This is a genomic window from Buttiauxella agrestis, assembly GCF_900446255.1.
GTDB classification, from domain to species: Bacteria; Pseudomonadota; Gammaproteobacteria; order Enterobacterales; family Enterobacteriaceae; genus Buttiauxella; species Buttiauxella agrestis.
In genome coordinates this window covers 182978-203029 of record NZ_UIGI01000002.1, presented here as the reverse complement: position 1 = coordinate 203029, position 20052 = coordinate 182978, and the positions used below count along the sequence as shown (strand labels likewise).

Here is a 20052-nt window from a genome sequence, read left to right as displayed (position 1 = left end):
TGGATGAGTATGATGAAGATTTACTAATTTCGGTCCTGGTAACGAAGACACTTTGTCGCCCTATTCTCATGTAAACGGCACGGAGAAATACAAGATCCCAAAATGCCCCAATGAAGAGGTTTTAAAATTCGTCGAATATCCGTCTAAACCTCGCGGTATTACTGTCTTCAATGAGCAATCAATTTTGTCATTGCATGTCGACAAACTTAAAAAAATTTCTATGCGTATTGCTATCGACGATAACGACATCAGCGATGATGCATTTACTTTTACAAATCTCATTACAAAACCACTGATCGAATTTATTCGCTGGGTTCATTTACTTCCTGCGTCCGAGAATCATCACCACAATGGTATTGGGGGGCTTTTCTCCCACAGTCTGGATGTGGGCCTTTTATCTTTAATCCAGGCTTATGATTCAGAGCTGGCACCCATTGGATACCAGGATGAGGAGGTTCAGCGTAAAAAGGCATACCTGTATGCCGCATTTATATGTGGCCTTGTTCATGATGCAGGCAAAATTTATGATGTTGATGTAGTGAGCAGTGACACATTAAAGACAACCACATGGAATCCAACCGCACAAAGTTTACTGGACTGGTGCAATAGCGAGAACGTTAAAAGCTACGAAATTCACTGGCGAGTCCGTAGGGTTAATCAACACAATATCTGGTCCAGTGTATTCCTTGAAAGAATACTGAATCCCACCTGCCTACGTTTTCTTGGAGTAGTCTCAAGAGAACGTATTTATGACAGAATGCTCTCATCATTAAATTCATATAATAATGCTAATGACTTTTTGTCCCGATGTGTGAGAAGAGCGGATTATTACTCCACCGGGACTGACCTTAATGTTATACGCGACCCGATTATTGGTCTGCGCTCAACTGATGCTGCTACTCGAGCGATGAGCGCTGTTAAACATAAATTTAAAGATTTGGGTATTAACGACTATCAGTCAAAATCAATGCACATCATCATCGTCAATGGTGAGGTCTACTTCAACGAACAAACATTCCTTGATTTTATTCTTAAAGAGTTTCAGGAAATCAAATTTAACTTCCCGCAGGACGAAGTTGGACGACTGGCATTAACTGAAGCTTTAATTCGTCGCGGCTATATCGAACCGTACAGTGACACCCGAATTGTTCATTACTTTATGCCAGGAAAGTACACGGAGAGTGATGTCCAACAAATGTTTGCCACGGGTATTGCCGAAGTCCCCTTCTATAATCTATTAAAGGTAAAATGGATTGGGCTAATTTTCGACTCCTATTTTATTCCTGACTCAGTGCCGGGGTTGTTTTCGGTTAATGAGAACAGGGACCTTATTCTTATTGATGAATTCCGTAATGTATCCGAATTCTTGCGCCCAATGCCTGGACGCAAAGAGGTCATTACGGTAAATGACAGTTTTGAAACTGCTGCACAAAAGAAAGCGGATTCTGTAAAAGTTATCTCACCAGAGACAGTTAATGTTAAATCGGATTCAGCAGAATCAAACACTGACTCTTCAGTTGCTGTGGATCAACCCCGTGAGGATAACGAAGAGAAAACCCCGTATCCGGACATTACTGATGATTCACAAGTTAAACCAGATGAAGCACTAGTCCAGCAAACGTCCGTAATTGACGCTCTGACAGAATTGTTTACTACCACCAAAATACCCGAATCAGCCATCTGCCTGGTGGACGGTGTGCCATATGCAGTCGTAAGTGAAATCATCTTACTTGCCCCGGGAACTGAAGAGAGCCATCTAGCCGAGTCCGGGCTGTTCCAGCAGACCTTCCGGGAAGGTTCGTTTGATGGGCAGTGGGTCATCAGGGACGAGAACAATATCGCAATTATTGCGCTGGGTGATAGTTTTGCTGGATATCAGATGAGTGGACGAAACCTCAGGACCACTAAACTGAAGTCTCTCCTTGATTCCGGCCTCTATCAGACCGTAGAACTAAGTGAACGTCATGAAGAGGCTGAAGAACCAAACTTAACGGACCATCAGCCTCTACCACTTCCTCCGGAAAATTATCCGGGGATGGATGACGATTCACCGCCAGCCTATTTATCTGAAGGTCCGGATCTTTGGGACGAAAGCCTGAATCTTGAGTCATGTTTAGATGATGTGTACATGGAGCTGGAGCAATCAGTCTTGTCTGAGCTGCATCAAACGCCACATGATGACTCCGTAGATGCCATAAATACCAGCATAGAACAGGTTGTGAACTCATATTCTGAAACTGATATTGAGGACTCGCATGTGCATCAGGGCGAGGATGTCATTGTTCTCGAACAAGTTGCCCCAGATAAGACACTCACACCACCAGCTCTACCACAGACCGTTGAGCCTGTTGTCACCGCCCCGATTAAAAAACTGCAAGTCCAACCGCAGTTAACCAGCATCTTTTCTCGGATCTCCGAATCAAATTCGCTTTTCGGCTTCACAGAACAGGGAAAAGGCAGCTCTGAGCTGGTGACAAATTCAGGTCAATTGCAACAGGCTAAGAACCCAGACCAAACTGAGCAGGCAGCGTCCCCCGACACGCAGAAAAATAGTGGCAAGACGCTGAATTCCACTGATAAGCCCATTACCCAGAATGTAACCTCCACTGTTCAGGTCGAAATAACGTCTGACTCAACCCCCCTTGAAGTGGACTATGAAAACCTTGCTGGTGAGTTTATGGCACTAGTCACGTCGAAGAAGCAGACCAAACAGTCAGTGGTGAGTTATCACTCCCTTATCGTTTTTGGAGGTGCTCTTTATGTTGGGACCAGACGAATCGATAACAAAGCCCTCATTGAACTCCTCAACAAATTTCCAACCTGCAAAGTTAAGGTAAAGAAAACCGTCACTATGATTTGCAGCAAGATAAACATTGCCGAATTAATTGTGGCCGGGGAACGCTCGGACCTTCACTTTGAACACATTATTAGCGAAATCGAGAAAAGTCAGGAGCTATAAATGGCACTCCCAAAAAGAACCAATCTGCATGCTCAGGAAAATCTGTATCGTCCATTACTGGAATACCGAAGTGCCATTGTTTTGTTTATCGCTCCCATATTCATGGTGTATGTCGGCTATGAGGCAGATGGTACGCAAATGGCTCCGGTCGTGAAATACTCAGCACTGTTGCTTTTCCTTCTGTGTATTTACAGAGTCTGGACTGCGGCCCCGTATTTCCATGCCCACTGGCGCGTGTTTAAGAGAAAATTTTTATTTATCTCCCTCAATGATCTCCGCTCTATCAACAACAGTGACGTTTTCTCTAATGACAGAGACTTTCGCATCGCTCAGGAAGTCGCACACAAGGAAAACAAATCGCTTCCTACAAGAATGACCTATCTATGTGATGGTTATGAATGGGGGTCAGAGCATGGGGACAGGGTTTATCAAATCATCAACCTTTCAAGCGACAAACGGGAAATAAAATTACCTTTCGTTTTGAACCCGATTACCCGGCATTTTGACTCACTGGCAAGGAAGATGGGTGGCGACAATGCCATATTTGCTGTCGATGATCGTCTACCTTTATTCGTGACTGAAGACAACTGGTATGGGCATACCTTGATTACCGGCAACGTTGGGACAGGTAAAACCATTCTGTTGAGGTTGCTCAGTTCGTCAATGCTCCATCTTGGTCATGTGATTGTTGTTATTGACCCCAAGAACGATGCTGACTGGCGGCAGGCACTCGAGCTGGAATGTAAGGAACTGGGGAAGCCATTTTTCCAGTTTCACCCGGGCCAACCATCAACCTCTTGTGCAATTGATGTGTGCAACAGTTTTGTCAACGTTTCGGACCTGACGACACGAATTTTAAGCTTAATTATTGTGCCTGGAGAAGAGAACCCGTTTGTACGGTTTGCTGAATCTCTCGTTTCATCAATTATCGCTGGAATCCGCTTAACTAACAAAAAACCCTCAATAAAAAGTATTTATAAAAACATGCAGAGCCCTCAATCCCTTCAGAACCTGGCTATACAGGCGATGGAATGCATGTATGCAGCACACTACGGTCAGGACAAATGGGTCGATATCGTACGTTATTCAAGTACTGACGCGTTTAAAGAACGCTTCAAGCGTTTATATGAGTGGTACATCGCCCACTTTATGAATTATGAAGGGTCTGAAAAAGTCCATGGCATCGACGTAGTCAGTGAGCTTATTCGTTATTCAACCAGCGAACCTGAGCATATGGCGAAAATGACTGCGTCATTAATGCCATTGTTCGCTAAATTGACCGAAAGCCCACTTGATGAGTTGTTATCGCCCTCTGAATACCCCGCCAGTAACAGAGACGTTATAAACAGTGAGGGTATGTTTACCACTGGAGGGGTTTTATATATTTCTCTGGATGGCTTATCGAATCCAGATACAGCAAAAGCTGTTTCCCAGCTCATTACTTCTGATCTGACTGCTTGTGCTGGCCGCAGATACAACACGGGGGACGGTGACATGTCACAGCATTCCCGAATCAGTATCTTTATCGACGAAGCCCATGCCGCTATCAACAATGCAATGATCAGTTTGCTCGCCCAGGGCCGAGCCGCAAAAATTGCTCTATTTGTTTGTACTCAGACAATCTCAGATTTTGTTTCAGCTGCCGACCAGGAAACAGCGAATCGCATCACCGGTCTATGTAACAACTACATAAGTCTTCGGGTAAACGACAACCCAACCCAAACAATTATCATCGATAACTTTGGCAAAAGCTCTATAAGCTCAAATCAGGTGACTTATACGACCGGCGCCGAGACAACTTTGCCTCATAATAACTTCACTGGCGCTATGGCGGAAAGGAAGTCCACCAGCAGAGAAGAGACGATTCCAAAAGAATTACTCGGTCAGATGCCTATGCATCATATCGTGGCTCGCCTCCAGGATGGACGGAAAATTGTAGGACAAATTCCTATAGCTATCCCTAAGAACCAGATGAAACGAAATACAACTCTGACCGATATGATTTTTACGCCAGTGAACAAACTCACCGTGCGAGAAAACATTAATAAAATAAAAATAGATAAGTACATAAGGACAATACAGTGAATTCAGACAAAGTTGTTTTGACACGTTCGCAGTTATTTCAATTATGCCAACCCGCCAGACGTTTTAAGAGCCTGGTTAACAGACGCTTCCAGTCTCTGGGTTTGCAGCATGTCACCTCTGGCGTAGCCGTGTCCCGTATAGCTACAATAGAGAAAAAGGTTCAGGAACTGTCTTCACGTTTCTTTATCGAGCGAGACATAAGTTTATTGCGCAGCGCATCAGAAACACTTTCTGAATTATTCCTGTTAAAAGGCGAACTCGTTTTAAAAGACAAATATGGCGACCGAGAGTACTGCTATTGGTCCGTCACCAATGGGCCATCTGAAGAATGGATCAAGGAAGTGGCCGAAGCGAATGACAAGAGTGTTGTGTCATTCAATATCGACTTTGATCCATGTGAACACCGTAAAGAGCATGTCCAAAAAAACAACCTGATTCTGGGTGGCTACCTGCTTCCCTCTTTTATAGACCTGACTAAATCAGTGTCACCATTTATTGAAATTCCTGAAAAAGTAACTTTCAGTGGGGTAAAGCGTATTGAGCAGCCACAACATCTCGGCACCGATTATGAGCAGATAATTACTTTTGAAGATTCACCCTTCCTGAGTGAGTTAAAAAAGAGCTTGCTCTCCAGCATTGAATTTTTACCCGACCAGACCTGTTTGTACGTCAGCGCGTTTAACCGGATTATTGATAAAGCAGTTTTTCCTTACATTGATAAAGATACAGCTGATATCAACAGCCCGGGCATCTGCCAGAAAATGGTTGAAGAGTTTACCGACACCCTCCTCTCTTGCCCGGTATACAGTACAGGAGTGAAAGACGAGTATCGGATCTGGACGCCATGGAGTTTTAACTTTATTGATTTTTCCAGACTGGCCTACAGGTTCAGTTCGCCAGTGTATACACCTGACCCGGGTCAACTGCACTGGCTTAGTGATGAGCACCGCCAGATGGCCTCTTATACGCTAGTAAATAATATTATCCCTAAGCGATATCAGTGGCAGGTCGGAATTCCTACCCTATGGAAAAATCAATACCGAACTCATTCTGAGCATAAAGAACTTTTGAGAGAGTGGAGGACGTGAGATGGCAGACTCAAATAGCCAGAGAAAACTAATTTTCAAATCGTTTATCTACCTTGGTCTTTTATTTTATCTTGGCTACAGTTTGTTCATACAAGATACTAACGAACTGAGCAACCAGATCAGGGATGAAATAGTTTCGAGCAAATCCATCATCCCTACAGAGCAGTGGCAAGCCGTAACTAAAAATGCTGAATTGACATTTAACTACTTAGCAAATGATCTTGGCATGGTTGAATACCTCAATAGAGTGCTTGTGCCCGAGGTTAAGGATATAGAGCAAAGTGAAAAGGGATTTAATTTAGCAGCGGGTATGTTTATGTCATTTTTTTATACCGCAGCTAAAAACATTCCGCTTTTAGTTTTTCAGTCAATTTATCGCTGGCACTTGGTTCTGGGCTGGCTCTTTGTTTTTCTTCCGTTCATTGCTGCATTGATAATTGATGGAATGTATCAATGGAAACTGAAAAGGTATGTGTTTGGTAATGTCACGATTCAGTTTTACAGAGTCTGGTTGAAAGGGTTCTGGCTGATAGGTTGGCTGACACTTATTTACTTATTGATGCCTAACATGTCGTTATTTAATAACATTGCGCAATTATTTCCACCATTGGCATTATTCATTCTCGGGATCGCTCTCAACAGGTTGTGGTCCAATTATCAGAAACTCATGTAAGGCAAAAGTATGTTCAAAAAGAAAAGTACTAAACCACCAGCGACATTTAACGAATCTTTTAATTCACAGGCAGATCGCTTTTTTCGCATGTTTAAAATAACAGCAGCGTCAAAAATGGTCATGACTGGTGTGGCCGTTATTGCTGTTGGGTTTTCTTTTTATAACCTGTATGACAATTACATGGAGACTGAAGGAAACAGGACTCATATAGCTGTCATTAAAATAACGGGAGAGATGGGCTCCGGCTCCCGCACCGGTGATGGGGTTGAAATAGCGCAAGCCATTTCCAAAGCTTACAACAACCCGAACGTACGGGCTGTACTTATTGAGGCGGAGTCAGGCGGTGGCGGCCCATCTGATGCCATTCTGATTTATCGTAAGCTTCAGGAACTACACAATCCCAAAGGCCAGATTAAGCTAATTAATGCAGGCGGTTTTCCGTCCACCAGCAATGACCCCTCTCCAGATTTAAGCAAAGTTGCTGCGGTCAAAAAAAATGTACTTTCTATTTTGGGTTCAGGTGTGGGGCAATTTAATGTCGATGACCGAACTGCATATAAGCCGGTCATCGTCAGTGTTAAAACCATCTGCGCATCTGCATGCTATTACGCAGCCTCCGCAGCTGATGCTATCTATGCTGATTCCAATGCCCTTATAGGCAGCATCGGGGTAAGAATGGAGCACTGGGATGTATCGAAGGTTATGGATACCGTAGGTGTCAGAAACGAAACACTGATTGCCGGTGAATTCAAAAATGCTCTTGATCCCTACCGCCCCCTGACCGCCACTACCCGGGAGTTCATGCAGGATGAAATCCTTGATGGCATGCATAAATCATTTATCTCGGATGTCGAGGCCGGTCGAAAAGGAAAAATTGTGAGTCCCGAAGAGGCCCAATCGATTGGCTTGTACTCTGGCAAAATCTGGATGACACCCACGGCCATCAAGTACGGGTTGATTGATGCTGACGTTACCACGGTCGAGCTGCGGGAGAGATTATCCACGCTTTACGGTACAGATAAATTTAAAGTGTACAACGAGGCCCAGCGAAACCTGCGTTCGGCTTTGGGCATGTTCGCTTCCCTTGCTTCATCACTGGAATACGTCAACAACACCCTGGCCGGTATTGAGTCCAGTTCGTCCACCAGCACCCCAACAATGAGATAAACCAATGGATACAGGGATGTTGTTCAATATCGCACTGTGCGTCTGTGTAGCCCTACTTATCGCAGTCATTTTCTGTCTACTGGAAATGATTAAAAACGATATGAAGGAGCGGAAAACGGCCGGGATGATTGCCCGACTTCTTCCTGATGACAAGGCGGGTCTTTTTAGCGATGTCACCGTGCTTATGCCTCGTGGACGAACCACTCAAATTGATCATGTGCTGGTGACAACTCACGGCCTCTATGTCATTGAGGAAAAGAACTATGTTGGCACACTTATCGGGGATATAAATGAAAAGAAATGGTTGAAATTTAGACACAAAAATAGACTCCAACTGAACAATCCCTTCCGTCAGAACGAAGCCCATATACATGGCATCAGGCACATCATGGATGACCCTGAGCTTGAGTGTGTAAACGTTGTACTGATCAATGGCCCCTGCAAATTCAAGGGCGATAAACCTGAGTGGCTATGCATGGGCATGAAGGAGATGGAGGACAACATAAAGCGTAGACAGGACATGAGTATCATCCATCCTGAGAAAGTTACTTTTATCAGGAATAAAATTATCAGCAGGCGCTTAACTCCTGGGCTGATAACGGATCTCACTCACATTAATAGCCTGAATAAGCGCTTTAACCAGAGCATGAAACTTACGTATCTGGTGACGTTTATGTTTGTAAAAATATATGGTCGGATACTGAATTATCTGGGAGGAAAAAAAACTAAGTACCGTTAATTTACGGATTTAATTCAGGGATCGACTGCCAGCCAAGCTGCATGTTGAGCATGGCGTCATACAGTGGCATACCAGGCAAAAGATAAATATCTGTCGGGATTGCCCCCTCTTGTGGGAAACCATCAGCTACCAGCAAAAGCTGAAACCTGAGCCCCTTACTGCGGTAATGTAGCTGAACGGGCTTGGCTGCGTTGTCAGGCAGGATTTCATACTTGCTTGCCTGGCAGTAACCTACCCACTCACTGACCATTGTATAAGCCTGTGAATTGTACCGTCCGTCCAGATCACCTTTTGGACGGCGGTACGGAACTATGGCTGGTGAGATAAAAACCGTCTTTCTTTCCATCACTCATCCATTGTGTTGAGAGGGTTGAGAGGGTTGAGAGGGTTGAGAGGATTTAAAGGCGAGACAACATTGTAAGGGCAAGAAACATCGCAAGGGTCATTCAAATCATCTAATGCTTGCTTACGGATAGCCCGATTTCTCTCACTCTGCGTCATAGCTTCCTTCGTAGTACTGATTACCGGCTTCACTGCTGGCGTCACTTTGCGGGGCTTGTCTTTTTTCAGCGTGAAAAAAATCAGCAACGCAATACCGATGCAAAGCAGTACCAAATCTTTGATGATGAAAAAATCCATGTGAACCTCCTTAGTAATGTATTTATTGTAACGCGAATCCTGAAATACCTAATAGGCTCATGGGAAGAAAGTGAACAAATCCACACAGTAACCATACCGTTTCTGCTTTCAACCTTTAGGGAAAAGAGAAGCATAATCCTAAGGTTATCCACCTAACTACGGATTCGAACCACCGTTATAAAACTGCCGCCGCCCCCAGGGATTACATTAAAACCCCGACATATCATTTTCCCGCATGCATCTGTCCAGTCCGATTTTGTGGGTAAAAAGTAACTTTCCTGATTTACAGCCATAGCTGGACATCCCTACCTCTGCCTCAAACCCATAATGCTGATCACTGCTGGCCCTCGGCTAAGGTTGCTGCCATGGCTCTGCCCTTTTCAGTGAGGGACAACAGCAGCCTGAATTTTTCGTCATGTACGAGGGTCAGCAATTCACGGGAAGAAAGGGTGCGACACGAACACCTGAAATTAGATGCATGCACATCACTTCTCCGGTTGTTATTCAATAAGGCCCGTATTCTGGTTGCATGAATCTGGCTGATATTGACTCTCTGCTCGATGCCGTAGAGGACAAACAAAACATCACTCTGTATGGATGACAGGCGTCTGGCCGTTTCCGGGATGGGCGCCATGACCGCAGGATGATTACGCTGCATTCAACTGCCCCGCTTTATCGAAAGTTACTTTTTCTTCAGTAATAGTTCGACCGCAACCAGGCATGGTGACATTTTCTTTCTGGACCATCCGGCGATATTCAATTTCCCGGAATGACGTCAGGTCTGAGAAAATGGCATCAAATAGTGAGTCACCATTTTGTCGGCTGATATTTTTAGTAGCGCACATATATACCTCGCCTGTTATTAGCTTTTCTGTATGAGCAACAGAATATCATTGAGGCTTAAAATCCTAAGGGAGTTACAGACGGAAAATGAAGGGGTATTTATAGAAGTGACGGGTGTGACGTTACTTTCGATTCCGTCCGGGGTTTAATATATTGGCGGGTTAAATTAATAATCGAACATGTGTTTGACCGTTGAACCTGAGTTCTCTCACGATACTGATTATCAGGTGATGCCATCGCCAGCTTTTATTGTATACCTGCGAAACGAGGTGATTGGGTAGGCCAGGCAGTGACGGAGTTCTTTAAAGGAAACAGACCTGACATTTGAAATCAGAAGTTCATATAAACCATTCCTGAATCCATAGAATCAATGTCGGGCTTGTCATATACTTACGGCCTAAATTAAACGTTTAACGTCAAGAATGAGTAATCATGGACTTTGTTAATATCATTGATATAGCGTTAAAAGTGGGCTTTCTCGCACTGGCAATCAAATGCTTCTTGATGGTTAAGTTCCTTCATCCTGAAACGACGGATAGGGCTGGTGAACGTTATACCGATGAGGATTTAAAAAGAGGAGCGAAAACCCCGCAGAGCAAGGCTCACTGCAAAGAACGTCGCAACTGGTTTTTTGTCTGCGGATTATGTTCTCTGGCGGCGTTTTCATATGTAGCCTGGGGGTAATAGCATCAGTCGGGGATCTGCGGGAACCCTGCAATTACCCGCTCAATTTCCAGTTTCTTTTCGGCCAGGAGTCGGGAAATATCCTTCATGACACCTTCGGGGATATTTCGGTCGCCAGAGAGCCACTGGCGAATGCGTCTGCCATCTGACAGACCCAATTCGCGTCCCAGTTCGGTTTGCCACCGCTCCCCGAAAAGTGCATGCCCTGCGAGCTTTAAAGCCGCCTTCTTGTCATATTCCAATATTATTCTTCCGTTTCATTGGTTACCGCCTGCATAAGCCGGTCCATATAATCCTGTCCAATCACGTCAAGCACCGTAGGGGCCAGTTCAAAGAGATCGTTATCGATTCCCGCAGCCATACGATGTTCACTTAATTTGTTAGCCTGACCGATTCGCTCGATAAAGATATCAATGCAGCCATGAATACCGCTTCGCTCAGCAGCCTCACTCAGCACATCAGCGTGATAGCCATTGAGAAGCAAGAAAACCCTGCCCTGCAAAACAATGGCCGTAGTATCACTGCCATAGTGCTGAATGCTACGGGCGTAACTGATATGAAATCCATCAAAATTACGGGTCATATTTGGCATGACCACTTGAGTTGCCGGGCAGCGTACGGGTGAAAACCCATTAGAAAGTAAATTATTAACTGTGGAAGTCATCATTTTAGCCCCCTGAGGCATAAAGTGGGCGGCTCGATAGCCATCCCTTAAAATGAATGTACCTTATTTTAGGTACATAGCAATGGGGGTTGCGGATTTATCACAAAATTATTTGAGCGAATTGCTCTGATTTAAGGCGGAAAGCGCCGTTAGTTCACCATTGTCCAAAGACTTCATTTAGACTATATTTAAACCTCAACCTAAGTATGAGGTTTGTCATGAAAGTCGAAACAATTAGTTATGTTAAGAAAAACGCCGCAACGCTAGACCTGGCTGAACCTATTCTGGTTACGCAGAATGGCGTACCCGCGTATGTAATTGAGTCATACGATGCTCAGCAGGAACGTGAGAACGCCATAGCATTACTCAAGCTGCTTACCCTTTCTGAGAAAGATAAAGCCGATGGCAAACTTTTCTCAAAAGACGAGTTACTGGCTGGCCTCCTGTGAGTTCAATTACCATCCAGTACACCCTTACTGCCAGGGTGAGCCTTGAAGAGATAGTGAGTCATCTGAGAAGGCTTGATGTTGACCCGTCCAGTGTGATCCCTGCGGTTCTCGATCACTTCGAAAGTAAAGTACGGAAGTTTCCATTGGGATGTCAGGTCTGCCCGGAACTGCTTAAAATCGGCTGCGCAAAATATCGGGAATGTAATACACCCGATGGATATAGAGTTTTGTATTCGTTGGACGACAGCGTTATAACAGTCCATGCCGTGATGTCACAACGTCAGGATATTCAGCAACTTCTGTTCAGACGACTGATCTACGTTTAATCATTTTCTGCTAAATGAACGGAGTACAAGATGAATAAAAACAAGATAAACATTTTGAAAAGGTACTTTTATTCGACTCGGGGCTGTCGTAAAGCTCTAATGTTCACATTTTTATAACCTCAGTTTTCATTCCGGTTTTGGCCTGGTAAGCATTCAAGCAAACCTGGTAAGCTAAATCGGCCTGACGAAGTGAAACCCGGTTTCTCGTTTTGGTCCAGTCTTCGCCCTGGCCTAAATTTGCGAACATTGGATCGTTATAATTTGCCTCAGCCAGTAAATTCATTATCGTGGTTTTCTCCTCTTCAGGAGAGAAGTTAAACTGAGAACATATATCCTCCAGTCCTTTCAGGGGCATTTCACTTTTATAATCAATAGGTCGGGTTCTGTTAAGCTTGTACATGGATATTTTTGATACTTCAGTGAACTGTTGGATATTAAAGTTGTTACTGCCATTAGGTGTGCTATTACACCCTGATAAAGCAAGGAATAACAAAATTCTCAGTTTCATTGCATACCCCTTAGTATGTACATTCAGCGAAGCTATACCACAAAATCAACAATTCAATTTAGTTCTGTCACTATTTCAGCAAGCTAAATAATGACTGTAATACATCTTTATTCTACAGCCCCCATTAAGTATTCACATATTTAAACCACCATATATTATTTTTATAAGTTTTAGACAAACTCCCAGCTCTGTCCAGCGCTTAAGGTATGCAGTAGGAGTTACAATATTTGGATACGTAGCATGGTTTGAAATCTTTCCAACAGGTATTCGTCTAGCCAGCTGTGCTTTGAACTTGAGCCGGAAATTCCAGCGATTCATAAAAATCTGCGTCAGTGGCTTTGGTCGCCTGGTGAAAATCGTGTTTGCCCTTATCCATCAACGCACAAACCTCATCAAACTGAGCGAGGTTAAAGACGTGTACGCTGTAATCACCCATGGTGTAAAAGCCCAGGCGCTTAGACGGACAACGGTTTAATACCGCCTGCATATCATCCAGCCACTTCTGTTCCGCTTTGGTTAGTTTTGCCATCAGTGTTAACCCTCATCCGGGCAATTGCCACATTCAACGTTATCGCCCATATCGCACAGGTCGCACTTATCAGCTCCGCAGTGTGGGCAAGTTTCAATTCGCTCTGGCTCTTCGTTGCCGCAGCCTTCACACGTCTTAATTTCGTCAGTCACTTTGCTTTTCCTCGGCGGCGTATTCAGCCGCACTGATTATTTGAAACTCTGCGTTAATCGGTTGGGCCTTCAGCACAAAATCTACCTGATCACGGTTGATGGTCTGCCAGGCTGAAGCCTGCCCGTTATAGCTGTTGCGGATACGATATTGATAAACAGGAAGGGCTGGCGGTGGCGCTGGTGGTGCAGCGTAAACAATGCGGCCCTCGCCCCCAGCCTCGGTGACTTCTTCGTAAATGCGCTTTTCAGCATCGTACCAGTGCCAATCCCTGAGTTGATAGATTGGAAGCTCCGGCGTGGGAATGCTCGGCCCTTGATAGAGCATTACCTGGCGGCGTGGGTCAGCAAACTTATTCGCAGTACCGCCAATAGGGAATAAATACCCGCACCCACTATTACCCGCATCCCTTAACTCTTCTGAGTCAGTCCACGCTACAGCTGTTTTAGCCGCGCTACGGTACTGCTCCAGCTCTGTATTTTGAGCGTGGAGCAAATCAATCATTAACGTAAGGTCGGACGGTGCCAAAAGTTTATCGAACGGCTGGCGGGCCATAGCCTTATCGTAATAAGGCACGTCTTTATTGGCGATAGCCATGTAATGCTCGGCGGCTTTTTTCAGGTCGCGTGAGTATTGGAGTACTCGCTCGATGAATGATGCGTTTTCAATTGTCATGATACTTGGCCTCACTGAAACGAGGTATTTTTGGGTGACCGTGAAAAACGTCTACGGTCGATATCGTCGCGCTGTAACGGAGGGATATAAGCTGTCATATAAGTTTTATCACTTCAGCCTGGTCGGATTTAAACAGAAACAATATCCCCGCATCGTTATCACCCCCTGCGCCAACATCTTACACAGGAAGAAGCCGACTGATTTCCCGTTTAGCCTGCTGCCTGGCGCGGTGTTTACTGGCACGAAGAGCATCACCGTAGCCATTACCTTTTCTGTATCCACGTGAGCGGCACAGTGCGCAAGTACAACCTTGTACAGAATATGACTTCCCGTATGCTTTCATGAATAACTCTCCATAATTTGTTGCGGTGTGGTCAGAAGTATTCGAAAAGTTACTTTCCTGCTGCATGCAGCATTTCACTCACGCGGCGTTTGTGGTCACAGCTCTGAGGAACGCCTGTAAAATTTGTTGTGTAGAAAAACTCCAGCCTCTGTCTTAAGTTCGCGTCATCCAGCTTGATTGCCGGGAGCGAGGCATTAGTGAAAATCCGCCGTTCAGTGCGGTTAAGATCAGACCAATAGAATTCTTTACCCTGATGACAGAAAGCTATCTGGTCATTCACGAACAGCTTCATAGTCACAAGCCGCTGCTTGCCGTCCACGACTTCAATATACGGTCCATCAATGTTGCCCCAGTCGGGCAAGCGGCAAAGAGCCACATGTCCAAGCGGGAAACCTGATGCCGCTGTTGCCAGAAATGCCTGTTGCTCGGCATGCCCCCAAACGTATTCACGTTGATACTCCGCATCAAAGCTAAGCGCCCCATGCGCCATCCAGTGGATATAACTGTCTATCTGGATAATGCTGACTGCTGGACTGAAGCGCTGAAGCCCTGTAAGCCTGTGTTCCATAACTCTCCCCTGTATTCCCCTCAATAACCCCAGCTCGATAACCTGGCTCTGCACCTGGCTACCATGCTGGCAATCTTCACCGTACTCGCTGCGTAAAAGCAGTGCTGAAATGCTGACTGGAGATGACCAAAACCGTGGCAGACGAATCATCCCAGATGCGTTGCAGTTCCTGTGTAAACTTATCTTCTGCCTCACCCTGCGAATCCGCCTCAACAAGCATCGCGATATCATCGTCTTCCCCGGAAACACGACCAGACACCAGATAGATGATTTCTGGGTTAAAGTTTGCAATTGGATCAGCTTTCTTAATCATGATGAGCTCCATAAAAGTTGTATCGCGGCCAGTCGTAAAATTTAACGTTCTTTGCTTTCTTCCAGCGTTTGTCTCCCGGCATCAGTCAGCTCAACACTGTGAAACAATGAATCCGCAACCTTCGTATCAGTTGTGAATTTGATGAGCCCTGACCTGAACAGAACCGGAATGCTTGAACAATTCATGCCTTCATAAACCCGGCTGAACACGTTATACCGCAGCTCCCGGCCCTTTTTTTTGCGCCCGTCCAGCTGGTATTTCGTACCCGACTTAATCCGTCTGAGCGTGTAAATCTGAGCCATTGTCAGTTTTTTGGGCATAGCATTAGGTCCTGAGGAAAGCCCCGCATGGTTTATGTGCGGGGTTAAATACAGTAGGGTGATTTATATCTAAACAATTCACACTTGCCTGGTTGTTCACCATGGAATTAAATTAACCCGAAATGGAAAAAACCTAATAGGGCATCAGAAAAAAAATTACTTCTTTTTCACTGATGCCCAAAGGTAATTGAACAGGTTTAAATGTGAAATCCCGAGGGATAACATTAATAATGTGCCGCTGTTTGCTGGCAGTGGCGAGATGAATAATCGAAACTTAAATACAAGTCGTGTGTTATTTCATTAATACCAGATAAAAAACAGCCTCTATGAAATGACTACTTTGCTTTTAACAAAAGCTTAAAAATTACCGCTTCTTCGCCTGGCGCACTGCTGCACTAATAATTTCTTCTTCTTTAAATCCTGTTACGTGAGCTAAACCTGCAACCATGATGTCGCCACCCCCTATTCGTTCCTGTGTTTCTTCGGCTGATAATGTTTCCCAGTCGCCGTACATTACTGAAAATGCTTCCACAGTCCTGAGTAACAACGCCCTTTTCTCAAAGCTAAGTCTCGCCATATGCTTTCCTTTTCTTCCAGCTCACTACCGTCACGACCAATACCTGCAACCCCAGGTTAAGATATTTTTCTTCCGTCTGCTTCCAGCACCCGGATTCCCGCCTCAGTAAGTTGCACATCACTCATACCTGTCGTGGTGAAAATGCACCTAATCAACCTGGCTGAATGCAGTCTCCTCGCCGTCCGGGAACACGTCTTACCGTCAGCATTCCAGCGGAACTGGTCGTGAGCCCCCCGTTCTATCTTCTCTCCGGCCTCCAGCCGTCTAAGAAGTTCCTTCTGAGTCCGCGTTAATTTCAACGCCACTCCTCCTCTTTTCAGTGTTTGCGGAATCGGTGCCTTACCAGTCGCCCCCCATAACCTTCAGCGTGGATGACTGCAACGCGGCGAGTTCATGGTTAGGGATTTCAGCCTCACCGGAATGTGTATCCCCAAGCACAAGACAAAACCCATCACCTCCCGAGGTATAAAATCGCGCATCAGGGAAATGCTCACGAATCTCCTTAAGCAATTTCGCCAGGTTATCAGCCGCACGATTAAAACGACTTTCAGCTCTCGGCATCGCGTCATCCAGCAACATATAGGCTGAATCGCCAGCAGCTATCCGCTGTTTAAGCTCATCGGTATCCATAAAATGCCCTGCCCCTTATTTCTGTTACTCATCCGAAATAATGAATAGCCCGACAACCACAGATTCTCCAATACCGCCGATAAAAGGCATATGTAAGTTGCTAACGGCATCTGCGTCCATATGCCAATATAAATAGCTCTTGAATCCGAAATAGATAATCCACAAAACAATGGGTGCGAACGCCAGAGCAGCACCAAACAAAGGTTTATTGAACTCCTTAATAAAAAGGGAAAATAAAATCATCTGTCCGATTACAACCAGAAGTCCCGCTCGCCAGTAAAACCATTCTGATCTGATAATCGAATTATTCATTAAGACTGCCCAAATCGTCAGAATCGCTACCAGGGATACTGCGTTAAGCGAAAGATACGCCAGCCCTTTCTTTAAATTTACAGACATTATTTAGCCACCCTCATTGGTTATATCCTGGCAAATCAATTATTTGACACCTTTGTAAATTACAGTCTGAATGCCTGATTCCTGTAGTCTGGCTACAACTTCAGCTTCAATGAGCATCGTGAAGCCATTAATTTCACAACCTGCCGGAAGTTTCACGGGTAACTCGAGTTGCCTGACCCGTGCTTCTGATTCATCGGCACGTTTAAGCAGGCTGTAATAATTACCCAGTCGACTTCGGGTCTGGCGTAATTCTCTCGCCAGGTCAGCGGGTAAATGCCCCAGCAGTGAGTTGTCGCGGTGCCGCTCAATCTCCTTAAGCTTCTCGTCAGAAAATGCTGATTTGGATTCGATTTTCTGCTGGTTCTCTTCCAGTTCTTCCACCTTAATCATCAACTGGTCTCGATCAGCAATCAGATATGCCACCTGCAACGGCGTTACTGTTCTTAAGTAAGCGGCCCATTCAGGAGGTAACCCTTCCAGCTTCGTGGTGGGGGCCTGTCGAACTGCCTCACGAAGCGTATTGTCAACGCCGTTTGCTGGAACGGTTGATGCTAATTCAACAGCATGCTTAACCTTCAGGTAAACGACCTGGGCCTCTTCCTGCGTCAATTCACGTTTGAGCTCAAATTCAACCGAGTCGAGGATAAGGCTTGCGTATCCCTCAAGTGAACTGAGCATCGCATTGGTGATCAAGCTGTCGTGTTCGCTAACCATGAGTCAACTCCTCACTCTGGGATGTCTTCACTCCGTTAATCGCCAGCAAAGACGCGACCAGTTGCGCGGTCATGCCGGGATCAGCCACTTCACCACGAGCCGTCGATTCCTGAATGAGTTGCGCACAATGCAGGCAATTATTGAGGTTTACTTTGTCCAGCGCATTCAGAACAGCCAGGGCGTTCTGAATGGAAGGAAGGGCTTTTTCAGAATCGGTATTATCTTCGTCATTGTCGAAAATAATATCCGTACCACAATTTATGTTGTCCTCAAGCCAGGACTCCATAATTTCTAACCCCTGAATAGTTGACTCTAGTTTCATATCATCTTCCTGTTTATTTAATTCGTTAACGTACTGAAAGTTATAAATCCTGCTGTTATTCCAAAAAGTAACTTTACGTCCGGGGCGCAGGACAGGCCATTAAGCCGGGGTTTCCCCCCGACCTATCAGCCTTCTACAAACGTGCTTTCATGATGCCTTTGGAGAGGTTGTTCGAACGTTCAACCAACCCCAGAAACGTATTTTTGGCATGGCTGGAGCCACAATGAGACACATCACTGTAGGTATCGACAAGGCTTCCAATAAGGTGGCTCAGTTCTTGCGATAATTTGCGCGCTTCTGCCAGCTTGTCTTCACGCACCTTGTTGAGGTCAGATGGGGCTAATAAACGGTTGATATCAGCAATGGCAATGCTTGCACTCTCTTTAAAACTTGAAATTGGGTAACAGCCATCCAGTGGTAAAATGCGGGCTAGCCACTTTGCGGTTTCCCGTGTGTACTCATAGTCACCCAAACGCTTCATCGTGCCTTTCATAATAATTGCCCTGTCGCTCTGCGATGGCGCTTTATAAATATTTTCACAGGACCGGGACACGTTGGTGAGCACCAGTTTGCACAGCTCAAGCATGTCCGTTGCGGACATTTCCACGGTTGGCAGAATCAGATCAGCTTTCAATAGCTTCGACTCATCTAACCAGCGTCCGTAACGAATACTTTGACCACTACGGCCCTCATTAGTAGAAGACTTGCAAACAAGACAGCTCTTATAATTTCCGTTGATATCAAACCAGGTCAATTCAAGAACGCAAAGGCCAGGGGGTGAGTCGAGACTAATGCAATATGCACCAGCATCAATTAAATCAGACACCATTTTTTGAAAGTTTTGTTTTGTTAAATTCATTTTCTCTACCCCGGCTGTTCAATATAAGTAAATCATACCAGGTGTTCGAAAATAGCTAATAGGGTATTGGAAATTATTTATAGATTTCTTTTGATAAATATAACTCCGGACTCAGGCTTTATTTATATTAATAACCACATATAATCTGACCGAATATTTTCTTCCCGAATGCATTCTGAATGAGTTTTCCTGGAGTGATCACAGGTACACGAAACCGCTTCACTCACCATGAAGCTGAAGCCTGCCCGGAGAGAGATACGTCAAAGCTTCCCCTCTCTCCGGCAAGAGGGCCTGTCAGTTCGAACTTATCACACGTTGAATCCGTTTGAGCTCAGCACTCTTGCGGTGCCCGCTGATGATATTGGTGATGGAGTCAGTCGCGTTATTAAGTTGCGTATAAGTCGGTACGGTTGAATTTTTTAAGCGGTTGATTAACCACTCTTTGATAAATCGGTTCTGGCCTAAATAAACCAGATCAGCATCAGAAATATTATCGCCCACCCAAAACGCATAGCCTGGTCTCCAGGTCACAATCCTTAGTTTGGTCCCGCCCCGGAACTGACCGTAAATGGCGTACACGATGAGCGAAGCCAGGACCCCGCCAACGACAGCATCACCCATGTCATTGCCAAAAAAGCATACGATTACAAACACATAAAAGATAATCTGGGTAGTCAGATCCCATTGATACCACCCCTTTTCGAAGTGAGTGGCAGGAACTTTGCTGCGATAGCTGTCGACCGTATTGGTGATCATTGCAAGAGTGGTTTCAACTTCAGTAGCTGTCGGTTTTTCGTGTTGCATATTCATCCCTTAACAGGTGTCATAA

Annotated in this window: 29 protein-coding genes; 9 read left to right on the top strand and 20 right to left on the bottom strand. The window is 45.1% G+C overall.

The annotated features are described in order from the left end of the window. The first annotated feature begins 52 nt into the window (after window positions 1-52). From mobH to DY231_RS24610, 6 genes are read left to right on the top strand one after another with little or no spacing between them, the layout of a single operon-like run. Entirely contained in the window at window positions 53-2959 is a 2907-nt protein-coding gene (gene mobH / locus DY231_RS24635) for a MobH family relaxase (protein WP_115632121.1), read from the top strand. Further along, window positions 2960-5044 carry a conjugative transfer system coupling protein TraD gene (gene traD / locus DY231_RS24630; RefSeq protein ID WP_115632120.1) on the top strand — a complete coding sequence of 695 codons (2085 nt, stop codon included), beginning with the start codon at window positions 2960-2962 and terminating at the stop codon, window positions 5042-5044. Continuing rightward, the gene (locus DY231_RS24625; protein ID WP_115632119.1) at window positions 5041-6132 is read left to right on the top strand and encodes a hypothetical protein; all 1092 of its coding nucleotides are present in this window, start codon (window positions 5041-5043) and stop codon (window positions 6130-6132) included. The genes traD and DY231_RS24625 overlap by 4 nt, the downstream gene beginning before the upstream one ends. 1 nt (window position 6133) lies before the next feature. Next, on the top strand, window positions 6134-6805 hold the full coding sequence (locus tag DY231_RS24620) for an IncC plasmid conjugative DNA transfer DtrJ family protein (RefSeq protein ID WP_115632118.1): 672 nt from the start codon (window positions 6134-6136) through the stop codon (window positions 6803-6805). Between the two features lie 9 nt (window positions 6806-6814). After that, window positions 6815-7972, top strand: coding sequence for a S49 family peptidase (locus tag DY231_RS24615; protein ID WP_115632117.1), 1158 nt, complete (start codon window positions 6815-6817; stop codon window positions 7970-7972). A 16-nt stretch (window positions 7973-7988) separates the two neighbouring features. Next, window positions 7989-8711 (top strand): nuclease-related domain-containing protein, encoded by a 723-nt coding sequence (locus DY231_RS24610; RefSeq protein WP_172588754.1) that lies wholly within the window; start codon window positions 7989-7991, stop codon window positions 8709-8711. 1 nt (window position 8712) lies between these two features. On the opposite strand, the gene DY231_RS24605 is transcribed toward DY231_RS24610, so the two are convergent. The 4 genes from DY231_RS24605 to DY231_RS24590 form a co-directional block, all read right to left on the bottom strand. Next, complete coding sequence (locus DY231_RS24605) at window positions 8713-9057, bottom strand: hypothetical protein (protein ID WP_115632115.1); 345 nt, start codon at window positions 9055-9057, stop codon at window positions 8713-8715. Further along, the gene (locus DY231_RS24600; protein WP_115632114.1) at window positions 9057-9350 is read right to left on the bottom strand and encodes a hypothetical protein; all 294 of its coding nucleotides are present in this window, start codon (window positions 9348-9350) and stop codon (window positions 9057-9059) included. Before DY231_RS24600 ends, DY231_RS24605 begins: the two co-directional genes overlap by 1 nt. 334 nt (window positions 9351-9684) lie before the next feature. Then, window positions 9685-10008 (bottom strand): chromosome segregation protein ParM, encoded by a 324-nt coding sequence (locus DY231_RS24595; RefSeq protein WP_115632113.1) that lies wholly within the window; start codon window positions 10006-10008, stop codon window positions 9685-9687. After that, on the bottom strand, window positions 9998-10195 hold the full coding sequence (locus tag DY231_RS24590; RefSeq protein ID WP_115632112.1) for a hypothetical protein: 198 nt from the start codon (window positions 10193-10195) through the stop codon (window positions 9998-10000). Before DY231_RS24590 ends, DY231_RS24595 begins: the two co-directional genes overlap by 11 nt. Window positions 10196-10625: 430 nt before the next feature. Here DY231_RS24590 and DY231_RS24585 point away from each other — a divergent pair, with 430 nt between their 5' ends. Beyond that, the gene (locus tag DY231_RS24585; RefSeq protein WP_115632111.1) at window positions 10626-10877 is read left to right on the top strand and encodes a hypothetical protein; all 252 of its coding nucleotides are present in this window, start codon (window positions 10626-10628) and stop codon (window positions 10875-10877) included. A 5-nt stretch (window positions 10878-10882) separates the two neighbouring features. Here DY231_RS24585 and DY231_RS24580 read toward each other — a convergent pair whose 3' ends face one another. Both DY231_RS24580 and DY231_RS24575 read right to left on the bottom strand, forming a co-directional pair. Continuing rightward, the gene (locus tag DY231_RS24580; protein ID WP_256682734.1) at window positions 10883-11119 is read right to left on the bottom strand and encodes a hypothetical protein; all 237 of its coding nucleotides are present in this window, start codon (window positions 11117-11119) and stop codon (window positions 10883-10885) included. Window positions 11120-11121: 2 nt separating this feature from the next. Further along, window positions 11122-11544: a hypothetical protein gene (locus DY231_RS24575; RefSeq protein ID WP_115632109.1), complete on the bottom strand. Its 423-nt coding sequence runs from the start codon at window positions 11542-11544 to the stop codon at window positions 11122-11124. Between the two features lie 215 nt (window positions 11545-11759). Here DY231_RS24575 and DY231_RS24570 point away from each other — a divergent pair, with 215 nt between their 5' ends. Together DY231_RS24570 and DY231_RS24565 are read left to right on the top strand one after the other, a co-directional pair. Next, complete coding sequence (locus tag DY231_RS24570; protein WP_115632108.1) at window positions 11760-11990, top strand: type II toxin-antitoxin system Phd/YefM family antitoxin; 231 nt, start codon at window positions 11760-11762, stop codon at window positions 11988-11990. A gap of 5 nt (window positions 11991-11995) precedes the next feature. Further along, a complete protein-coding gene (locus DY231_RS24565) occupies window positions 11996-12316 on the top strand; it encodes a type II toxin-antitoxin system RelE/ParE family toxin (RefSeq protein ID WP_115632183.1) in 321 nt (106 codons plus the stop codon). 103 nt (window positions 12317-12419) lie between these two features. Here DY231_RS24565 and DY231_RS24560 read toward each other — a convergent pair whose 3' ends face one another. The 14 genes from DY231_RS24560 to DY231_RS24495 form a co-directional block, all read right to left on the bottom strand. Beyond that, the gene (locus tag DY231_RS24560; protein ID WP_115632107.1) at window positions 12420-12824 is read right to left on the bottom strand and encodes a hypothetical protein; all 405 of its coding nucleotides are present in this window, start codon (window positions 12822-12824) and stop codon (window positions 12420-12422) included. Between the two features lie 271 nt (window positions 12825-13095). Further along, window positions 13096-13353, bottom strand: a complete 258-nt coding sequence (locus DY231_RS24555) for a hypothetical protein (RefSeq protein WP_115632106.1) — start codon at window positions 13351-13353, stop codon at window positions 13096-13098. A gap of 5 nt (window positions 13354-13358) precedes the next feature. Further along, window positions 13359-13505, bottom strand: a complete 147-nt coding sequence (locus DY231_RS25270; protein WP_172588753.1) for a hypothetical protein — start codon at window positions 13503-13505, stop codon at window positions 13359-13361. Next, entirely contained in the window at window positions 13498-14178 is a 681-nt protein-coding gene (locus DY231_RS24550) for a hypothetical protein (RefSeq protein WP_115632105.1), read from the bottom strand. Before DY231_RS24550 ends, DY231_RS25270 begins: the two co-directional genes overlap by 8 nt. A gap of 392 nt (window positions 14179-14570) precedes the next feature. Further along, window positions 14571-15089: a DUF262 domain-containing protein gene (locus tag DY231_RS24545; protein ID WP_115632104.1), complete on the bottom strand. Its 519-nt coding sequence runs from the start codon at window positions 15087-15089 to the stop codon at window positions 14571-14573. A 76-nt stretch (window positions 15090-15165) separates the two neighbouring features. Then, the gene (locus DY231_RS24540; RefSeq protein ID WP_115632103.1) at window positions 15166-15402 is read right to left on the bottom strand and encodes a hypothetical protein; all 237 of its coding nucleotides are present in this window, start codon (window positions 15400-15402) and stop codon (window positions 15166-15168) included. Window positions 15403-15443: 41 nt separating this feature from the next. Next, complete coding sequence (locus DY231_RS24535; RefSeq protein ID WP_115632102.1) at window positions 15444-15722, bottom strand: hypothetical protein; 279 nt, start codon at window positions 15720-15722, stop codon at window positions 15444-15446. Window positions 15723-16086: 364 nt separating this feature from the next. Next, complete coding sequence (locus tag DY231_RS24530; RefSeq protein ID WP_115632101.1) at window positions 16087-16299, bottom strand: hypothetical protein; 213 nt, start codon at window positions 16297-16299, stop codon at window positions 16087-16089. Between the two features lie 339 nt (window positions 16300-16638). Continuing rightward, window positions 16639-16929 carry a hypothetical protein gene (locus DY231_RS24520; RefSeq protein ID WP_174977368.1) on the bottom strand — a complete coding sequence of 97 codons (291 nt, stop codon included), beginning with the start codon at window positions 16927-16929 and terminating at the stop codon, window positions 16639-16641. Between the two features lie 24 nt (window positions 16930-16953). Then, window positions 16954-17328, bottom strand: a complete 375-nt coding sequence (locus DY231_RS24515) for a hypothetical protein (RefSeq protein ID WP_115632099.1) — start codon at window positions 17326-17328, stop codon at window positions 16954-16956. Window positions 17329-17367: 39 nt separating this feature from the next. Next, a complete protein-coding gene (locus tag DY231_RS24510) occupies window positions 17368-18042 on the bottom strand; it encodes a hypothetical protein (protein ID WP_115632098.1) in 675 nt (224 codons plus the stop codon). After that, the gene (locus DY231_RS25570; protein WP_115632097.1) at window positions 18035-18364 is read right to left on the bottom strand and encodes a DUF957 domain-containing protein; all 330 of its coding nucleotides are present in this window, start codon (window positions 18362-18364) and stop codon (window positions 18035-18037) included. The genes DY231_RS24510 and DY231_RS25570 overlap by 8 nt, the downstream gene beginning before the upstream one ends. A 133-nt stretch (window positions 18365-18497) precedes the next feature. Then, a complete protein-coding gene (locus DY231_RS24500) occupies window positions 18498-19223 on the bottom strand; it encodes a hypothetical protein (RefSeq protein ID WP_115632096.1) in 726 nt (241 codons plus the stop codon). 294 nt (window positions 19224-19517) lie between these two features. Further along, on the bottom strand, window positions 19518-20027 hold the full coding sequence (locus DY231_RS24495; protein ID WP_115632095.1) for a hypothetical protein: 510 nt from the start codon (window positions 20025-20027) through the stop codon (window positions 19518-19520). Window positions 20028-20052 lie beyond the last annotated feature (25 nt).

Coding starts and splice junctions, on each gene's coding strand:
- DY231_RS24535 (WP_115632102.1), bottom strand. CDS start 15,722: ATGCCCAAAAAACTGACAATGGCTCAGATTTACACGCTCAGACGGATT.
- DY231_RS24620 (WP_115632118.1), top strand. CDS start 6,134: ATGGCAGACTCAAATAGCCAGAGAAAACTAATTTTCAAATCGTTTATC.
- DY231_RS24595 (WP_115632113.1), bottom strand. CDS start 10,008: ATGCAGCGTAATCATCCTGCGGTCATGGCGCCCATCCCGGAAACGGCC.
- DY231_RS24575 (WP_115632109.1), bottom strand. CDS start 11,544: ATGATGACTTCCACAGTTAATAATTTACTTTCTAATGGGTTTTCACCC.
- DY231_RS24600 (WP_115632114.1), bottom strand. CDS start 9,350: ATGGATTTTTTCATCATCAAAGATTTGGTACTGCTTTGCATCGGTATT.
- DY231_RS24540 (WP_115632103.1), bottom strand. CDS start 15,402: ATGATTAAGAAAGCTGATCCAATTGCAAACTTTAACCCAGAAATCATC.
- DY231_RS24615 (WP_115632117.1), top strand. CDS start 6,815: ATGTTCAAAAAGAAAAGTACTAAACCACCAGCGACATTTAACGAATCT.
- DY231_RS24555 (WP_115632106.1), bottom strand. CDS start 13,353: ATGGCAAAACTAACCAAAGCGGAACAGAAGTGGCTGGATGATATGCAG.
- DY231_RS24550 (WP_115632105.1), bottom strand. CDS start 14,178: ATGACAATTGAAAACGCATCATTCATCGAGCGAGTACTCCAATACTCA.
- traD (WP_115632120.1), top strand. CDS start 2,960: ATGGCACTCCCAAAAAGAACCAATCTGCATGCTCAGGAAAATCTGTAT.
- DY231_RS24500 (WP_115632096.1), bottom strand. CDS start 19,223: ATGAATTTAACAAAACAAAACTTTCAAAAAATGGTGTCTGATTTAATT.
- DY231_RS24590 (WP_115632112.1), bottom strand. CDS start 10,195: ATGTGCGCTACTAAAAATATCAGCCGACAAAATGGTGACTCACTATTT.
- DY231_RS24495 (WP_115632095.1), bottom strand. CDS start 20,027: ATGCAACACGAAAAACCGACAGCTACTGAAGTTGAAACCACTCTTGCA.
- DY231_RS24545 (WP_115632104.1), bottom strand. CDS start 15,089: ATGGAACACAGGCTTACAGGGCTTCAGCGCTTCAGTCCAGCAGTCAGC.
- DY231_RS24510 (WP_115632098.1), bottom strand. CDS start 18,042: ATGGTTAGCGAACACGACAGCTTGATCACCAATGCGATGCTCAGTTCA.
- DY231_RS24570 (WP_115632108.1), top strand. CDS start 11,760: ATGAAAGTCGAAACAATTAGTTATGTTAAGAAAAACGCCGCAACGCTA.
- DY231_RS24530 (WP_115632101.1), bottom strand. CDS start 16,299: ATGGCGAGACTTAGCTTTGAGAAAAGGGCGTTGTTACTCAGGACTGTG.
- DY231_RS24610 (WP_172588754.1), top strand. CDS start 7,989: ATGTTGTTCAATATCGCACTGTGCGTCTGTGTAGCCCTACTTATCGCA.
- DY231_RS24605 (WP_115632115.1), bottom strand. CDS start 9,057: ATGGAAAGAAAGACGGTTTTTATCTCACCAGCCATAGTTCCGTACCGC.
- DY231_RS24515 (WP_115632099.1), bottom strand. CDS start 17,328: ATGTCTGTAAATTTAAAGAAAGGGCTGGCGTATCTTTCGCTTAACGCA.
- DY231_RS25570 (WP_115632097.1), bottom strand. CDS start 18,364: ATGAAACTAGAGTCAACTATTCAGGGGTTAGAAATTATGGAGTCCTGG.
- DY231_RS24560 (WP_115632107.1), bottom strand. CDS start 12,824: ATGAAACTGAGAATTTTGTTATTCCTTGCTTTATCAGGGTGTAATAGC.
- DY231_RS24585 (WP_115632111.1), top strand. CDS start 10,626: ATGGACTTTGTTAATATCATTGATATAGCGTTAAAAGTGGGCTTTCTC.
- DY231_RS24520 (WP_174977368.1), bottom strand. CDS start 16,929: ATGGATACCGATGAGCTTAAACAGCGGATAGCTGCTGGCGATTCAGCC.